The sequence below is a fragment of the Pseudoalteromonas sp. TAB23 genome (genome assembly GCF_000498075.1).
Taxonomy (GTDB): domain Bacteria; phylum Pseudomonadota; class Gammaproteobacteria; order Enterobacterales; family Alteromonadaceae; genus Pseudoalteromonas; species Pseudoalteromonas arctica.
In genome coordinates, this window is the sequence record NZ_AUTP01000170.1 from 13,977 (window position 1) to 31,297 (window position 17,321).

12 protein-coding genes are annotated in these 17,321 nt (G+C 39.6%); 7 read left to right on the forward strand and 5 right to left on the reverse strand.

Annotation, left to right across the window (positions count from 1 at the left end; all coding sequences use genetic code 11):
• The first annotated feature begins 149 nt into the window (after nucleotides 1-149).
• Nucleotides 150-1,622 (forward strand): sucrose phosphorylase, encoded by a 1,473-nt coding sequence (gene gtfA, locus L654_RS0107780; RefSeq protein ID WP_024607710.1) that lies wholly within the window; start codon nucleotides 150-152, stop codon nucleotides 1,620-1,622.
• Between the two features lie 95 nt (nucleotides 1,623-1,717).
• Here gtfA and L654_RS0107785 read toward each other — a convergent pair whose 3' ends face one another.
• Complete coding sequence (locus L654_RS0107785) at nucleotides 1,718-2,749, reverse strand: LacI family DNA-binding transcriptional regulator (protein ID WP_024607711.1); 1,032 nt, start codon at nucleotides 2,747-2,749, stop codon at nucleotides 1,718-1,720.
• An 80-nt stretch (nucleotides 2,750-2,829) separates the two neighbouring features.
• Nucleotides 2,830-3,723: an AraC family transcriptional regulator gene (locus L654_RS0107790; RefSeq protein WP_024607712.1), complete on the reverse strand. Its 894-nt coding sequence runs from the start codon at nucleotides 3,721-3,723 to the stop codon at nucleotides 2,830-2,832.
• A 162-nt stretch (nucleotides 3,724-3,885) separates the two neighbouring features.
• Between L654_RS0107790 and L654_RS0107795 the strand changes: the two genes are divergently transcribed.
• The 6 genes from L654_RS0107795 (at nucleotide 3,886) to L654_RS0107830 (ending at nucleotide 10,747) form a co-directional block, all read left to right on the forward strand.
• Nucleotides 3,886-5,406 (forward strand): aldehyde dehydrogenase family protein, encoded by a 1,521-nt coding sequence (locus L654_RS0107795; protein WP_024607713.1) that lies wholly within the window; start codon nucleotides 3,886-3,888, stop codon nucleotides 5,404-5,406.
• Between the two features lie 485 nt (nucleotides 5,407-5,891).
• On the forward strand, nucleotides 5,892-6,674 hold the full coding sequence (locus L654_RS0107805; protein ID WP_024607714.1) for a hypothetical protein: 783 nt from the start codon (nucleotides 5,892-5,894) through the stop codon (nucleotides 6,672-6,674).
• A 69-nt stretch (nucleotides 6,675-6,743) separates the two neighbouring features.
• Complete coding sequence (locus L654_RS0107810) at nucleotides 6,744-7,097, forward strand: hypothetical protein (protein WP_024607715.1); 354 nt, start codon at nucleotides 6,744-6,746, stop codon at nucleotides 7,095-7,097.
• A 105-nt stretch (nucleotides 7,098-7,202) separates the two neighbouring features.
• A complete protein-coding gene (locus tag L654_RS0107815) occupies nucleotides 7,203-7,580 on the forward strand; it encodes a hypothetical protein (protein ID WP_050582296.1) in 378 nt (125 codons plus the stop codon).
• A 920-nt stretch (nucleotides 7,581-8,500) separates the two neighbouring features.
• Nucleotides 8,501-9,973 carry a S41 family peptidase gene (locus L654_RS0107825; protein WP_024607718.1) on the forward strand — a complete coding sequence of 491 codons (1,473 nt, stop codon included), beginning with the start codon at nucleotides 8,501-8,503 and terminating at the stop codon, nucleotides 9,971-9,973.
• 54 nt (nucleotides 9,974-10,027) lie between these two features.
• Nucleotides 10,028-10,747, forward strand: a complete 720-nt coding sequence (locus tag L654_RS0107830) for a hypothetical protein (protein ID WP_024607719.1) — start codon at nucleotides 10,028-10,030, stop codon at nucleotides 10,745-10,747.
• Nucleotides 10,748-10,838: 91 nt separating this feature from the next.
• Here L654_RS0107830 and L654_RS0107835 read toward each other — a convergent pair whose 3' ends face one another.
• The 3 genes from L654_RS0107835 to L654_RS0107850 form a co-directional block, all read right to left on the reverse strand.
• On the reverse strand, nucleotides 10,839-13,772 hold the full coding sequence (locus L654_RS0107835) for a TonB-dependent receptor (RefSeq protein ID WP_024607720.1): 2,934 nt from the start codon (nucleotides 13,770-13,772) through the stop codon (nucleotides 10,839-10,841).
• A gap of 65 nt (nucleotides 13,773-13,837) precedes the next feature.
• A complete protein-coding gene (locus tag L654_RS0107840) occupies nucleotides 13,838-16,498 on the reverse strand; it encodes a glycoside hydrolase family 16 protein (protein ID WP_024607721.1) in 2,661 nt (886 codons plus the stop codon).
• A 460-nt stretch (nucleotides 16,499-16,958) separates the two neighbouring features.
• Nucleotides 16,959-17,321: sterol desaturase family protein (locus tag L654_RS0107850; RefSeq protein WP_024607722.1), on the reverse strand; the 363-nt coding region annotated here is incomplete at its 5' end.

A 17,321-nucleotide genomic window follows, 5' to 3' on the forward strand; every position in this document is an offset into this window, starting at 1 on the left:
TAACACTTCGTAAGTCAGTCAGTTGCTTACTGTAGTATTACGTGAGCCACGAAATTTGTATGTAAAATTATTAAAAATTACTTGTAAATTCTTACTCGCTAGTTAAAGATATATCTTAATCGATTAAGTTTCAACATGGTAATCACATAATGATGAAGAATAAAGTTCAATTGATCACATATGCTGATCGAATCACTGGCCAAAATATAGGCGCGCTAACCACACTTTTAAACGGCCCTTTAAAAGGCGTATTTGGTGGTGTGCACTTATTGCCATTTTACAATCCTATTGATGGCAGCGATGCTGGCTTTGACCCTATTGATCATAGTGAAGTTGATTCTAGAATAGGCACTTGGGAAGACATACAAGTATTAGGTAAAGATCTCGACTTAATGGCAGACCTAATTGTTAACCATGTATCAGCGCAATCTTTTCAGTTTCAAGATGTATTAGCTAAAGGTAAGGCATCAGAATTTTGGGATTTGTTTTTAACCAAAGAAGATGTTTTTCCCGGTGGTATGAGCGAAGCTGAGCAAAAAGCAATTTACCGCCCGCGTCCTGGCAGTTGCTTTACCTCAATGAAATGTGGTGATGGTAAAACCTATGATTTTTGGACCACATTTACCGACAATCAAATCGATATAAATGTAAAAGTAGAAGCCGGTGTTGCGTATTTAAGTAACGTACTTACTAAATTTTCGGCTAACAATGTAAATATTATTCGTTTAGATGCGGCGGGTTACGCCATTAAGCAAGCGGGTACTAACTGCTTTATGCTTGATGAAACGTTTGGCTACCTAGATAACTTATCTAAGCAGGCAAACGATTTAGGCATGGAAACCATTGCAGAAATTCATAGCCATTATCAAACTCAGGTAGAAGTGGCAAAACGCGTAAATATGGTTTACGACTTTGCGTTACCACCGCTTATTTTACACAGCTTATTTAACAACGATGTAGATGCACTTCTCAAATGGTTACAAATTTCGCCACGTAATTGCTTAACCGTACTTGATACACACGACGGTATTGGCATTATTGACGCAGGACCAATGGGCGACAAAGCAGGGTTATTAAATGCACAGCAGATTGATAACCTAGTCGAAACAATGCACGGCAACAGCAACAATCAAAGCCGCCAAGCTACGGGCGCTGCGGCGAGTAATGTCGACTTATATCAAGTTAACTGTACGTACTACAACGCATTAGGTGCTAAAGACTTTGATTACTTACTGTCGCGTGCAATTCAATTTTTTGCTCCAGGTGTACCACAAGTTTATTACGGCGGCCTATTTGCTTGCGAAAACGACATGGAATTACTGACAAATACAAATGTTGGCCGTGATATTAACCGCCCATATTTAGATGCAAATATAATCGACAAAGCCTTAAATAAGCCTGTAGTAAAAGGTTTAATTGAATTAATTAAAATTCGCAATTCACACCCTGCATTTGCAGGTGAATTTAGCGCCCAAGGTGAAGGCAGTATGTGTTGTTTATCGTGGCAACTAGATGAGCAAACTATTTCACTTACTGTTGATTTTAAATTACGCCATGCACTTATTACGCAAGTAAACGGTGATGAAGAAACAACGATTAACTTAAATTCATTTTTAGCTTAATGTTAAAAGAGTAATTTACAAACGTCATGTAAAGCAAAAGCCAAGCTACTTAAGCTTGGCTTTTTAACACATAAAACTATTACAAGGTTTGTAAGCTAACTACTCGCACCAATCTCTAATTCGTAACTGACTTCCTGAGTTTTTTCTTCTTTAGAAATAAATAATTCAGCGGCTATAACGCCTTTTTCTTGGCTGTTTTGATGAATAGTGGTGAGGCGAGGTACAAACCGGGCTGCTTCATCAATACCATCAAAGCCCACAATACGCAGTTCTTCACCTATTTTTATGCCTTGTTTTATTGCTTCTCGCATTGTGGCAAGGGCAATTAAATCACTCATACAAATAATAACGTTAGGACGAGGGGAGGCACTTAAAACCTCTTTAGCAGCAATATTTGCAAAACGCTCGCTACTCTCAGGAATGTTCCAAATGCGATCGTCAGCCACCGTAATATTTGCCTCGCTTAAAGCGCGTTGATAACCACGTAAACGTTGATGCGAAATAGATTGTCCGGTTTCAAATTCGTGATGCTCATACACGCGGCATAATACGTTTTCATCAAGTAACCTAAGCCCTAATATAGCCACTTTATCGTTTTGATTATGTAGTACGTGTTTAGCAATTTCGTAACTTGCTTGCTCGTTATTAATATTTACAGAGGCATTGCGAGCAATATCAAAATCAATTGTCACTACATGTTTAGACACTGTTTTTAACTGCTCAACTAACGCGTTATTACGAGGGCGGCCATAACAAATAAAGCCATCTACAAAGTCGACCACGTTGTTAAGGTTATCGCTATTACCTGAAAACAATAAAACATTAATGCCATTTTTTTCAAGCACTGAGGTAACACCGCGCATAAAGCTACTAGCTACAGGGTCCGACACCATATACTCCACACTATCGGGCAGCACTAAAGCGACAATATTAAATGTGCCATTACGCAATGATTGCGCGGCCTTATTAGGCCCGTAATAGCCCAAATTTTTACACGCTGCGAGAATATCGTCTCGGCGTTTAGCCGATAGCTGATCAGGGCGATTAAACGCATTAGATACTGTCGCGTTAGACACACCTAACTCTTTAGCAATACTTTTAAGGGTCCAGCGGGTTTGCTTACTCATACCAATTCTTTACTCAATACTCATGTTAATAAACTAACATATTCAGGGCGTTAGCAAAGTAAAAAAATAAGATTTTAGGGCTAATGTCGACACTCTTTAGGCGCAATGCCAAACGTTTGTTTAAATAAACGACTAAAGTGGCTCGCGCTATTAAATCCAACATCAAAGCAAACTTTACTAATTGCATGGCCTTGTAGCAATTGAGTACGCGCTTTTTTAAGTCTTAATTGTTGCTGCCAAAGGGCTGGGCTAGTGCCAAATGCAAGTTTAAACTGCTGATAAAACTTACTGCGGCTCATGCAGGCTATTTTGCATAAGGTATTTATGTCGAGCGTTTCACTTAAGTGTTCTTCAATATAAAGCAGGGCATCGCTGACTTTTGTTTTAAGGCGTGGCTTATCGCAGCTAGCCAGCAATAGCTCGCGGCTTTGTTGTTGTAATAAACGGGTGATCAATTCGTTTAACGACAAATCAATCAAGTAATGTCGCTGTGCGCCTTGCTCGCTAAATAAATGCACCATGCGCTCTAATAATTGCTGCGTTTGAATATTATGTTGGGTATGCACTAACTGAGGTACATATTCAAATAAGCCATCGTGTGCAAAGTTTTGCTGCATGTTAAGTGCATTCGCCACGCTAGTTATTTTGTCGGTGCTAATTTCAATCGCTAAACAAGTAGTTGGGGCGTGCATTGATGCTTGTGGAAAATCAATTAAAACACCTTGCTCTGGCGCTAATACAAACGACTCGTGTGGTAAAAATGCTTTATGGTATTGGCTGCTTTCTACGTGCATTACCTTTTTGCCGCTAAGCATGGCACAAAACAGCAGCTCGTTTGAGTGCAGTGCCACCTTTTGCGCGCTTTGATACGTGTCGTAAATACTCAACTCACTGCTATCTGCAGCGAATGTGACTTTATTTTCTATTAATACATCAAGTTGTTGGCGTTTTTTGTTTAACTGAGATGTGTGCATATCAATCCTTTAGGTTTTTATTAGTTTGGACTCACAGACAACTTTTGTGGACAGCTAATCAAGTTTTTAGGTACTTGTTAGTTTAATGTCGATTAAATATAAAGCATTTTGTTTTATATAAATGTTCGACCTTTAGCTAACAACAATAAAGAGATCACACACATGATATATGCAAATCCAGGTAGCGACGGCGCACTCGTAAACTTTAAACAACAATACGGAAACTACATTGGCGGAGAGTGGGTAAAGCCTGTAAATGGCCAATACTTTGATAATATAAGCCCAGTAAACGGTAAGGTATTTTGCCAGATACCGCGTTCAGACAAAGACGACATAGAGCTGGCTCTCGACAAAGCGCATGCAGTGCGAGAGCAATGGGGCACAACGTCGGTGACCGACCGAAGTAACATACTGCTAAAAATAGCCGACAGAATTGAGCAAAACCTAGAGTTACTAGCTGTTGCCGAAACATGGGATAACGGTAAAGCAATTCGTGAAACACTCGCTGCTGATATTCCGCTAGCGGCAGATCACTTTCGCTACTTTGCAGGGTGCCTACGATCGCAAGACGGCACTATAGGTGAAATAGACGCAACCACCGTTGCGTATCATTTTCATGAGCCACTAGGTGTTGTTGGGCAAATTATTCCGTGGAACTTCCCTATTTTAATGGCCGCCTGGAAACTAGCGCCAGCACTTGCTGCAGGTAACTGCGTAATTTTAAAACCGGCTGAGCAAACACCAGCTTCTATTTTAGTTTTAATGGAGATAATTGGCGATTTACTCCCTGCAGGCGTATTAAATATAGTAAACGGCTTCGGTAAAGAAGCGGGTGAAGCACTGGCAACAAGCAAGCGTATCGCTAAAATTGCATTTACAGGTTCAACGCCTGTGGGCTCACATATTTTGAAATGCGCTGCTGAAAATATTATTCCTTCAACGGTCGAGCTCGGTGGTAAATCACCTAATATATTTTTTAATGATGTAATGGAAAAAGACGATGCGTTTTTATCCAAAGCTATTGAAGGCGCCGTGCTTGCTTACTTCAACCAAGGCGAGGTGTGTACGTGTCCATCAAGGCTGTTTATTCAAGAAGACATTTACGAGCAGTTTATTGAGCGAATACTCGAACGTACCTTAAAAATTAAACGCGGAAACCCGCTAGATAGCGAAACTATGGTTGGCGCACAAGCTTCAAAAGCGCAATTTGATAAAATACTGAGCTACATTGAAATAGGCAAAAAAGAAGGCGCTGAAGTACTCACTGGCGGTAATGTAGAGCAGCTAAGTGATGACTTAAACGGTGGTTACTACATACAACCTACGTTATTAAAGGGCACAAACGATATGCGTGTGTTCCAAGAAGAAATTTTTGGCCCTGTTATTTCAATGTCGACCTTTAAAGATGAAGCCGAAGCACTCGAGCTTGCCAACAGCTCTGAGTTTGGTTTAGGTGCAGGTGTGTGGAGCAGAAACATGAATCGTGCTTATCGTATGGGTCGCAAAATAGAAGCAGGGCGAGTGTGGACAAACTGTTACCACATGTACCCAGCACATGCTGCATTTGGTGGTTATAAAAAATCAGGAATAGGGCGCGAAACACACAAACTAGCACTTGATCACTACCAACAAACTAAAAACCTATTAGTGAGCTACAGCGAAGATCCGCTCGGCTTCTTTTAAATAAAGAGCCTAAGCTTTAAATAAACAACCATTAAGTAATAATGCCAGCGCTACCTATTTGTAGCGCTTTTTTATTTAGAGTCCTTTTATTTTAAAGTGCTTTTATTTCACAGTGCTCACAACACTATTTCAAACGTGTTGCAATATATAGGTACAATACCAACTGTATTCAAAATGTTAAAACCTAAGCGTTTTAATAACTCATTACCTGCGTTAAAAAACGATTTTACGATATTAACTTTTTATAAAAGTTGCTCTAAAAATTAGCAGTGATTTATGCATTGTCGGATATTACTGATCTCCTCCATTTAGGTGTATTACAGCATTAACGGAGATTTCTTTGTAGTTAACTAGTTGTTTACAGGTGGTTATTTGCTAGCTAAGATAAATGCATTGTAATACAGGGACATTTGTCGGTTTATAAAACGACAAATGTATTAGACAAAGTTGTTAGCACCCGTAAATTTTAACCAAGGCAATACTTAATGGAAGTAAGACGAGATCTTAATGATGTAGAACCCCTAATAAGTCGATTGCTTTCTATAGGCGAGGAATATAGAAACAAAGATAAGTGGTGGTCTCATTTAAAAAACAATGAAGATTGGGGGCAGACTGTTTGGCCTATTAAAGATGGGTTAAAAAAGGCGAAGATAGAGAGAGTCTATGCCGATGGTCGAGATATGGGATTATTTATGTCTGATGCTTTGGCGGCAATAAACTTTGACATAACAACATACCCTACTTTAACCAGCATTATTAAAAGATTTGAAAATACCTGGGTCTACAATGATCTGCAGTATGTGATTGACGAAGCTCAACAGGCTTTTGACGAATTATCACTAAATTCGTGGGCATTTAATCAAATGGTTACTGCTTTTGAGGAGCAGATGAATTTAGCAGAAGTTGTTAAACAAACACTTTTGTTATTAGAGAAATCAAATTTGTACAAATTGGAGAACGGACTGCCCGTGAATAATGAAAAGCCAAGTATTAGTATTCAAAATGTAAGCAACAGCAATATTGCTGTCCAGTCTGAGGGCGCGCAACAATCGATTGCTATAAATGAACAGGTTTTTGAAGATCTGCTTGCTGCCATCAAAGCTTCAGATATTGAAAGCAAAGAGCCATTAATTACTGCTGTCGAAGATATGCAGACGGAAAGTAAGTCTGGCTCAATAGGCGATTCATACAAGGCATTTATTGGCGCTGCAGCGAACCATATGACGCTGATAGCTCCCTTTATCCCTGCGCTTACGGCAATGATGTAAGTGCTAACAAGTAAAGGCAGCGGACGCATAAATGCGCCGCTGCTTTAAGCGTTATAAGCTCAGGTACATATGCATCAGATTAAGCACTCGGCAAGTCCATACCTTTATAAGATTGTATTAGATAGTAAATGTAAATTATCTGGTGCTGACATAAATAAATTCAAGAAGACAGTGAGCCAAGGTGTCGCTGTTTATGGCTTCACACCCAATATTATAATAATTTCAAATTCACATTATGCACATTGGGACTCCATTTCAGTGTTTGCAAAAGTTATGGATACAGGTAAGTTGGCTATTTGTAGTAATGATAATTTAAGTGGTGTTATTAAAAATATCTCTACTGAGTTCACATCTATTAATGTAAAGCTGTTTGGTAAAAATGATATTAAAGACTGCAATGAGTGGATTACCTCCGCGGTCTAGCTTATAACAAGCGCTTTAAACGGAACAAAAACAATTGGTTAGGTTCCGCTTCGCTGCACATTATAACCAACAATTTTTGTCCGCTTAAGCGGGTGTTATGTGTAAATGGAAATCGTCGAGCATATGGATATTTTCAAAGATATAGATTTCAATGATTCGTTTGTTCTCGGTTGGAGTTCAAATGAGGCCGAAATTACATTTAATGTAGAGGTCAGTATTTGGCCTGAATCGCCACATTATCAAAAACCTAAGCCCAATGAATATACTTGCTACCGCAAATGTGAAATCCAATTTACTAATTTTACGTGGTATTCAGGGCTTTCCAAACAAACTACCGTAAATCCTACTAAAGATTTAGATGGTTCCCTCGATTACGGCAATATAGATACTCTTATAAAAACCAATAATGGCTTTCAGGTTGTTGGAGAGTTTGGTAATTTAAACATTGTAAACGGCAAAGTTCAGTTAAAGTTTTACACATAACACATAACACATATGAGCCTTAACTCTGTCAATAGGCATTAGTGTTCTTTTTGACCGTTTTTATAAATTGACGGTCAATTCTAAACCAATTCGTTTACCTCGTCTGTCGATACGGCTGNTGTTAAGCAAGTAGCTTACGGCAAACACATATAGAGGCTCTCTTATTGCGATCTCATCGCAGCCAGGTTTTTCCCATATCCTTTTGGGGTTGCTGGTAATAACAAAGACACCCATCCTAAATTTTGCACTCAAACACCCGTAATCCCTTCCAAAATGCCAATTAAAACAACATTAAACTCTTTTTTATATGCTGAGTAAAAGTACAGCAATAGATTGAACCAAAATAGGAACTCAGCTATGGTTTGTTTATTAATAAAAAATAAAAAACGAGTTAATTTATAGGCTCGTTACGTTCACAGAGAGTATGATGAAAAATCTAACTATTGGCTGGTTAATACTACTTCTTCTAATGAGAGGAGTTAAGTTGACTCAGGAACAAATTGTAGACGGGGAGCTAAATGGTCTAACTATAGTTTCATCAGCGATTTATCTTTGTTTAGTAGCCGTTGCCATTTACGGCATAGTGTCTAGNCTACTTTTCTACTTTGAGCATACTAGGCTTGCTTAGTTTTGGTAGCGTGTTCGGCTTAATCTCATTGATACATACCCTGAACTATCCAGATTTCCTCGAGGAGTCTTTGTTCTGGATTATTTTAATTCAGGGTGTTGTTAGTTTTGTATTTTTTTGTGGTTGGGTTAAACACGGCAGGTTTCAAGTTGCCAAAACATAACAACTCGCCGTGAGGTGGGTAACTAGTAAAATTTAGCTATTGAAAACTTTAAAATGGTGCGCCTTTGAGCGGTATTAAATAAAACACGCATCTTAAATTATATATACCACAACATTTAAACGGATTTTTATGACTATAAAAACAAAAATAACCAATCATGTATTGCTCTGCGCTTTATTACTATCACCAGTTATAAATGCTGCACAAGAACCCATTCTACCTACTACACTTGAGCAGTGGCGCAGCATAACAGAGCGCGATATTAACGCGGCTTATAGTATTACTGCACAAAATCATCCTGGTATGTTTGATGTTAATAACCCAACTTTTCCTGATTTATTAAAACAAGCAAAAGCGGAGGCACTTAAACTCTCGGCTCAAGCGAGTGGGCCGCAGGCGCATGTAGCGGCAATTTCTCGTTTTAGTACTGTATTACAAGATGGCCACGCGGGTGCGTTTTCAAGCGTAGATAGACCCGCACGCCGCTGGCCGGGCTTTAGAACTGTGTGGCGAGGTGATGCGCTAAAAGTGTATTACAGTGAAAACAAAAATATTAGCAAAGGCGACGTTGTAAGCCAATGTGATGGGCAAAGCACCGAGACCTTAATGCGTGAGAGAGTGTTTAAGTTTCATGGTGAAGTTGCACAGCCTGGGCATTGGTGGCAGCAAGGTTGGCGGTTACTAATTGACGAGGGCAATCCATTTTTAACTCCTCTAAAAGCATGCGAATTTGTTAAAGCCAATGGTGATACCTATACACAAGCACTAAATTGGTCAGTAAAGCCTAAGTCAGCAAGTAAGCATTTAGAAAATGCTTATAACGGTGATGAGCTTCCCATTGATTTAACGTGGCCTGAAAAAAACATTGCTTGGATTGCTATGCCTAGCTTTTCATCAACCGATAAACAAACTGCTGCCTACAATAAAGTGTTTGAAAAAATACAACAGCAACGTAGCAAGTTACTTACTGCAAAAGCCGTGGTATTAGATTTGCGCCATAACCAAGGTGGCTCATCTTATTGGAGCTCACAAATAGCAAAAGGATTATGGGGCCAAAAAGTAGTAGAGCAAAAAGCAAATAATACTTCTCAAAATACGCAAGTGTGGTGGAGAGCATCAAAAGATAATACCGACCATGTAGTGTCTTTATTAGAGGTTGTAAAAAATCAGCCTGAATTATTGAAAATATTTAAAACCACAGCTGCGGGTATGGCTTTATCACTTAAAAGTGGTGATCCATTTTATGTAGAGCAAGAAACTAATACGCTAAATAACATACCACAAAAGCCTTTAGTGAGTGACTTTAAAACCAAGGTGTTTGTTATAGTGCCGCCACAATGCGCGAGTGCTTGTTTAGATGCACTTGATAAGTTTAAGCTTTTTGAAAATACAACGTTATTTGGTGCACCAAGTAGTGCTGATTCTATGTATATGGAGGTACGTTTAGCTGATTTACCTTCAGGCTTAGGCAAAGTGATTGTACCTAACAAAGTATACGTAAACAGAGCGCGAGGGGCAGGGGCTTACTACAAGCCAGATATTGCGTATAACGGCATTGATTGGACAACCAATCGGCTGCTTGAGCAGATTAAAAAATACTAGGGTTTGTAAATAATTACCTACTTTAGAATTAAGTAGCTTAGAAGTTGGAATAACATGAAATCAGATAAATTTTTTAAATGGGTATGGAATCTTAATGGGCTGGTTTTATTTAGTGGACTTATAATTGCTATATTGTTTGTTTTTTATCAACTTGCTTCTGTCATTTTTAAAGATCAAATTCTCGTAAAACAAACAACATTAAATTTAGCTCAAGACGATAACAAAGAAGAAAACTGGCGCTTAGGTTATCCACATAAAATAAGTGGTACTGATTTTTATTTTATTGCACTTGAGTCCGAAAAACTGTTTGTAGAAAAAAGTGAAGTACTGGGGATATATAATGAGTTTGGCGGAAGTAGCTATAAACCAACTAGATCAAAAAACGTTCTCTTTATTAATAGCATTACGAATAACTCTGTTTGGTTATTTAAATCTATAGAACAGTTAATTATAGATATAATGCCACTTGTAGATGATGAGTTTAATGAAAGGTCAGCCACCCGCGCTATCTCTTATGAAGTAATAAATAGTGATACAAATTTAGATAATAAATTGGATAACACTGATAATCGGACTTTTGCTTTAAGTAAAGTTGATGGCTCTAATTACACTGAAATTATTACAGATTATAATCGTATAGTTGAATCAGGTTTAAATTCTGACGGGGAGCTTTTTGTTATTTTTATTAATAATAATGTGGTTTATTCAATGCTTGTGGATTTAATTACATTTGAAATATTAAGTAAGAAGCCTTTACCAAAGGTCGGAGGTTAACAGCTCATTACTGGTAAATAACTAAGAGTTAAGGCAATAAAAAACCGCTCAGTGAGCGGTTTTTTTTGCATTTTTACTAAAGGAAATTTAGTTAGAACGTGTAACGAGCACCAATTGAGTAACGAGGACCGTATTGATTAGCAAATAAGAACTGCTCTTCGTAACGTCCGTAACCTTCTTCGGTGGCATTATTTAAGTTTATGCCATCAAAAAATACCGTTACGTTTTCGTTTACATCGTAGTTAACGCTCATATCCCATTGGCCATACGCTTTAGCATATTGCGGAGGCGCATCAGCTGAACCTTGCGCTTGGCCTACACCAATTAGGTATGAGTCGCGCCATGCGTAAGTAATTTTAACTGATAGGCCGTCTTTTTCGTAAAAGCCTTGGAAGTTAGCTGAGTCACTTAAGCCTGTTAGTGGTGCTTGTTGATCTAGGCTTTCGCTATCAAATTCTACGTCGCCATCTACAAATGTTGCGTTAACACCAATACCAAAACCGGTTTCACCAATTAGATGTTGAACAGCTACTTCAAAACCATCTACCGATTTACTGTCGGTATTTTGTGGTTGGCTAATATTCCATGTTATTAGCGGATCGTCGCTGTTTGGTTCAATAACGCCATTTGCATTGCCGTAACCGCTGGCAATCATTTGTGCAAAAATAGCGTCGGTTGTTGCTTGCTCGCCACGTGATTCAATATCGCTTACGGCTTGTAAGTAACGAGGGCCGTTTAAAATATCGTGCAAGCCATCAATAGTGGTTTGCGTAATGGTGGTTTGAATAAAGTTATCAACATCTTTTTTAAAGTAACCAACAGATGCGTAGCTGCCTTCTGCGTAGTAATACTCAAGTGATAAATCAAGGTTTGTTGATTCAAACGGTAATAAGTTTGTATTACCTTGGCCACCTGTACGAGAACCTGGTTTTGGGCTGCCTGTTAAACTACGACCACCGGCTAGATTACCTAGTGGTGCACGCGACATTGTTTTACCCCAAGATACGCGGGCTACTACGTCTTCAGTTAAATCAACACTTACGTCGATTGAAGGCAGTAAAACATCGTAATCACCTTGTTGCTCTAAGAAGTTATCATCGCCGCCAGCAGCGTATTGCATGATCCACTCTGAAGCGCTGATCCAATTAACTTGATCTTCAACGCGTTGGCGCACAGTACTTGTTACGTCTGTTTGCTCATAGCGTAGGCCTGCATTTACTTTTACGTAGTAGTTACTTACGTCAAATTCCCAGCTTGATTGAACATAAAAGCTATTCGTTATTTCTTCTACGTAGCTCTCGCTATCTATTCCGTCTGCGTATGCATTAGCTGTATATGCATCGCCACCCGTTACATCAGCCGTTAAATACGCAATTTGGCGTGCAACAGCTTCGTCAAAATCGTAGGTGTAGTAGTAACCAGGTTGTAAGTCGCTGCCGCCGCCATCAAACTGATCTAAAAGGCCTGATGTATCGTTGCGGGTAAACATACTATCTGGGAATATTTCTGTATACGATGGGTTAAAGCCTGGACCACCTACTAAACCACTCCACGCGGTGTAACCACCGGTGTTTTGTTCTGTACGTGATGCGCCAAATTTAACTTTAACTAAACCAATGTCATAGCTTTCGTTATACCATGTCGTATGCAGTTGTAATTGTTCAATGTTTGATTCACCAGGTGAATGAATAAACTGACTAAAGTTTGAATCAATTTCGCCAGGCGTTAATTCACTTGTGCCATTTAACCAATTAACTTGTGCACTGGGTACTTCGCCCGTACGGTAATCATAAATTTTATTAGCTAGCTGATCAGAACCTAAAATTACTTGACCGGCACTTCCCAGCCCATTGTCGGCGCCGTTATCAGTTTCGTTTTTAGAGTCGTGGTAATCAAGCTCTACGTGCCACGTGTCGCTAATTTCCCAATCTAAGTTTAAACCAAGTGAACGCGCTTTTACTTCTGAAGTGCCTTTATTAGCTGTGAATGACGCGTCATTACCGCTAATATCAGCATAAACAGCTGTGCCATTTTCATCTAATTCGTAGCCATTAAGATTGCTACCAAAGTCGTTCCAAATACCCCAACCAATACTCTGAGAACCTGTTACAGCTTTACTTGCAGTGTAATCAAGTGTTGCTACAAAGCCATCTACTGGTGCAAACTGAAAAGTAACTTGTCCGTTTGTACGTTCACGTTCTACATCTTCAATAGAGTAGTTCATGTCTTTAGGGAAGTAGTAGTTACCTGCAGGGTTTGTACGGTTATCAACTACGTTGCTGCTATCTAAATCAGGTAAGTCTACATTTGCCTGCCAGCCTTGGATATTGGCACTTTGTTTTTGAAAGTCACGCTCTTGGTGTGAAAATGAAAAACCAAAACCAAAAGTGTCATCTACAAAAGTATTGCTGTAAACAGTAGAGAACTCTGGTGTTACGTCATCGCCAGCTTCGTTCGACGAGTCGTGATTTGCTTTAACGGTTGCTGAAAAATTTTGACCCGGCTTTTGAAAAGGGCGCGCAGTAGAAATATTAACTGTTGCACCTAAGCCACCGCTTGGCACGTCTGCACGTGCTGTTTTAAATACTTCAAGCGCACTTACACCTTCAGAGGCGATGTTTTCAAGGTTGTACGAACGTGTATAACCTGTGCCCGGCATTTGGCGACCATTTAAGGTAATTAAGTTAAACTCAGGACCAAAACCACGTACTGTAATTTGGCTACCCTCACCGTTTGCGCGACTAACCGATACACCGGTAATACGTTGTAATGATTCTGCTAAGTTGGTATCTGGGAATTTACCCATTTCTTCAGACGAAATGGCATCTACAATACCAGAAGAGTCGCGTTTCATATCCATAGAACGAATAAGTGAACCACGAATACCTTTTACTTCAATAACTTCTACATCAGATGAAACGCTTGTTTGTGCTTCTGCCGCAATAGCTGTGTTTAATGTGCTCGCAGCAATGATGAGAGACACAGAAGCCGCAAGTTGGCTCTTTTTAAAATTAAATGTGTTCATAATAGCTCTGCTTTATAAAATGTTGTTGTGTAGCAATAGGCGCTAAGCGCCTATTGGTGTGTGTTTTATGGATTTGCAATAATCACGTTGTCTATACGGTAAAGCGCGCCATCGCCCATGTCCCAGCTAGGAAAAACCATAATTACGTTTAATGCGCTAATGTCTAGGCCGGCATCAAATAATTGCTGAAGAGGGAAGGTGTATGTTTGCCATTCGCCCGTTACAGGTACTTGGCCTTCAACACTGCTAGATAAAGCAAGCTCTACGGCACTCGATGTACCAATTGATTCAATTTTAAATAGCCATTGTGCGTCAATATCTGAAGGCGCAGAGACTAGTTTCATATCAAATTGAACTACACCATTTTCAAGTATTGCAGAGGCATCGAACGATACGTCTTCATCAGCAATAAAGCCCATTACTGTAGCAGTAGAACCAATGCTAAATTGCGCTACTGCGCCATGCGCGTCATCATCGGTTTCTGTTGTTGGTGTAGAGCCACCACAACAATCCCAAATACTCCATTGCTCGGCCGCTGCATCTTTAAATACAGTAAGCTCACCCGTTGCAGCTGGCGCTGCATTTGGATTATAAATTTTAACGTTATCTACACGGTAAACAGAACCTTCACCTGCACCCCATGCTGGAAAAATCATCAGTACATCTATAGTACTTACATCTAAGCCAGCAGCTGCAAGATCAGACAGTTTAAATGTATATGTTTGCCACTCGCCAGTAACTGGTGCTACGCCTTCAACACTTGCCGTAAGTTCAAGCTCTACTGCTGAGTCGCCGCCATTTGATTCAACTTTAAATAACCACGGTGTTGCTGGGTCGCTCGGTGCAGACGTTACTTTTAAATCAAACTGAATAACACCTTCGTCTAAAATGCTGCTAGCATCAAATGACTCACCTGCGCCATTGGCATCAGTGCGGCTGTTAAAGCCCATTACAGTAGGTTCTGCACCAATGCTAAACTCTGCGGTTAAACCATGTTCTTCATCATCCATAGCTTCAACAGGCGTTGAGCCACCACAACAATCCCACATTGGCCATGCTAGGTTTTGCTCATCAGTAAAAATAGTAAGCTCAGGTGATACGCCTAAGTTATCTTGAGTAATCTCAACATCGTCAATTAAATAAACAGCGCCTTCACCTGCGCCCCATGCTGGAAACACCATGATCACATCAATTGCACTAATATCTAAATTTGCAGCATCTAGATCTTTTAATAAAAATGTATAAGTTTGCCATTGGCCAACAACAGGACTTACGCCTTCAATGCTATCTGTAATCGGCATTTCTAATGCGCTAGAACCTTCATTACTTTCAAGTTTTACAAGCCAAGCTGCATCAGCAGTGCCTGGTGCATTTGTTACTTTCATTTTAAAACGAACGTAACCTTCATCCAGCATTGGAGATGCATCAAACGGGCTGGCTTTTCCTGCTTCGTCAGTAATAAAAATCTCACGGCTAATAAAGCCCATTACAGTGGGTTCTGCACCTACTACAAATTCAACTACATTACCTTGGGTTTCATCTGCAACAATAGCGGGAGTAGATCCTCCACAACAATCCCATGCAGGCCAATTTGGATTAAATGACTCACCAAAAATAGTCAGTGGTGTTGCAATGCCTGTCGAAGGTGGGCTAGGAATTGGTGCATCGCCTTCAAGCAAAGCATCGTCTAGGCTATTGTAACCCGGGCGAATAGTTTCACAGCCTTTACCTGTTTCAGGGTTTGATGCACATTGATAAACGCGTACGTAATCAATAGCAAAGGTTTGGCCGTTTTCAAATGCGCTAGCATCTACACCTAAATCATTTACGTTTTCAGGCCAGTCACCGCCTACTGCTAGGTTTAGCAATAAGTGAAAATCTTTATCAAATGGTGCGCTATCCCAGTGAGTTTCAAGCTCGCCAGAACCTTGCTCAAAATATTCTGCAAACCAGCCACGGTGTTTTAGACCTACAGCCTCGTCACTTGCATTAGTACGAACTTCTGATTGACGCTGAGTTGCATAAAGGTAACCGTCTACGTACCAGCGAATTTCACCTTCTTGCCATTCAACAGCATACGTGTGGAAATCATCTGCCGGGTTAGTATTTTCAGGGAATTTAAATTCTTTGCCCGTAGAGCTGTTATCTGGCCACGCGCGTCCGTAATGAAGTGTGCCGTGGATGCTTGACTCTATTCCACCGTCTTCATCCGGTGTTTTAAGATTTACTGATTCTAAAACATCTATTTCGCCAGAACGAGGCCAAGTGCCGTAAACTTCATCTGTTGGCAGCATCCAAAATGCTGGCCAGCTACCTTGTCCTGATGGAAGTTTGGCGCGCACTTCAAAGCGACCATACGTAAAGTCAGCGTTGTAACGCGTATTTAAGCGCGCTGAAGTGTAAGGCTTTTCTGCACCTTCTTCAGCGGGTAGGGCAACAATGTTTAACACACCGTCTGCAATAAATGCATTTTGCTCGCTGTCGGTGTAACACTGTTTCTCGTTGTTACCACCGCCATTGCAGTTTAATTCATAGTTCCATTTGTTTGTATCAATGGCTGAGCCTTCAAACTCGTCGCTCCAAACCATTTGCCAATCTGATACTGGTTCAGAGGCATCTACATTTTCAAAATTTGATTTAGTGGCAGAGTCGCCACCACAGCCAGCTAACGTAACTAAAGAGATAGCGGCAAGTAAACGTGTAATGTGCGTTGTTTCAATGTTCATAACTGAACCCCGGTTTCAACAGATTATTGTCAGATTAATTGTTTTTTGAGCTTTGTTTTTTCGTGCTGTAAGCGCTTACATTTTGATATGTGTTTTGTAAGCGCTTACAAATGATATTGTGGAGTACGCAAATGGTCAACATATTTGTTTATTTTATTTACAATTAGTTTACGGTAAGACCAGTTTACCAATTTGAGACTGTACATAAATTGCATTTTATACAAATGGTTACGTTGTTTGTGTTTTTTGATGGGAGCAAGAACGGAATATTTTTTACGTCAAAAAGTAGGAAAGGACTTAACAATTAAAAGGTTAGTGACAGGTATATTTATAGTATTTAAAGAGTATTTTGTTTATACCAATCTACATAAAAGTAATTTTAAGTGGATTGGTATTGTATGAGATAAAATATGCTTGTTTTTACTTGTTTTTACTTGTTTTTACTTGTTTTTACTTGTTTTTACTTGTTTTTAAAAGGCATTGAAAGTAATCCCCAAAGCGAGGCATTTTGCTTTTGGCTTGGGTATTCTTTTAAGCCAATATTTATATCTGCGTCGGCTTTTTTTGCTTTATCTTTGTAGCTACCAAATAATTTATCCCACCAAATTACACTAAAACCATAGTTTGAGTTAGTTTCGCTAACCACTTGGCTATGGTGAATTCGATGCAATATTTGCGTCATTAATATTAAACGCAGTGGTTTTTCAATGGCATTAGGTAGACGTATATTTGCATGATTAAATAATGCTAAACCATTAAGTGCTATTTCAAATATAAGTACCGCAATGGCAGGTACGCCAAGAGCAGTTACTGCAATGAGTTT

Excerpts from the sequence above, each read along its gene's own strand:
- gtfA (WP_024607710.1), top strand. The coding sequence starts at position 150 with ATGATGAAGAATAAAGTTCAATTGATCACATATGCTGATCGAATCACT.
- L654_RS0107785 (WP_024607711.1), bottom strand. The coding sequence starts at position 2,749 with ATGAGTAAGCAAACCCGCTGGACCCTTAAAAGTATTGCTAAAGAGTTA.
- L654_RS0107790 (WP_024607712.1), bottom strand. The coding sequence starts at position 3,723 with ATGCACACATCTCAGTTAAACAAAAAACGCCAACAACTTGATGTATTA.
- L654_RS0107795 (WP_024607713.1), top strand. The coding sequence starts at position 3,886 with ATGATATATGCAAATCCAGGTAGCGACGGCGCACTCGTAAACTTTAAA.
- L654_RS0107805 (WP_024607714.1), top strand. The coding sequence starts at position 5,892 with ATGGAAGTAAGACGAGATCTTAATGATGTAGAACCCCTAATAAGTCGA.
- L654_RS0107810 (WP_024607715.1), top strand. The coding sequence starts at position 6,744 with ATGCATCAGATTAAGCACTCGGCAAGTCCATACCTTTATAAGATTGTA.
- L654_RS0107815 (WP_050582296.1), top strand. The coding sequence starts at position 7,203 with ATGGAAATCGTCGAGCATATGGATATTTTCAAAGATATAGATTTCAAT.
- L654_RS0107825 (WP_024607718.1), top strand. The coding sequence starts at position 8,501 with ATGACTATAAAAACAAAAATAACCAATCATGTATTGCTCTGCGCTTTA.
- L654_RS0107830 (WP_024607719.1), top strand. The coding sequence starts at position 10,028 with ATGAAATCAGATAAATTTTTTAAATGGGTATGGAATCTTAATGGGCTG.
- L654_RS0107835 (WP_024607720.1), bottom strand. The coding sequence starts at position 13,772 with ATGAACACATTTAATTTTAAAAAGAGCCAACTTGCGGCTTCTGTGTCT.
- L654_RS0107840 (WP_024607721.1), bottom strand. The coding sequence starts at position 16,498 with ATGAACATTGAAACAACGCACATTACACGTTTACTTGCCGCTATCTCT.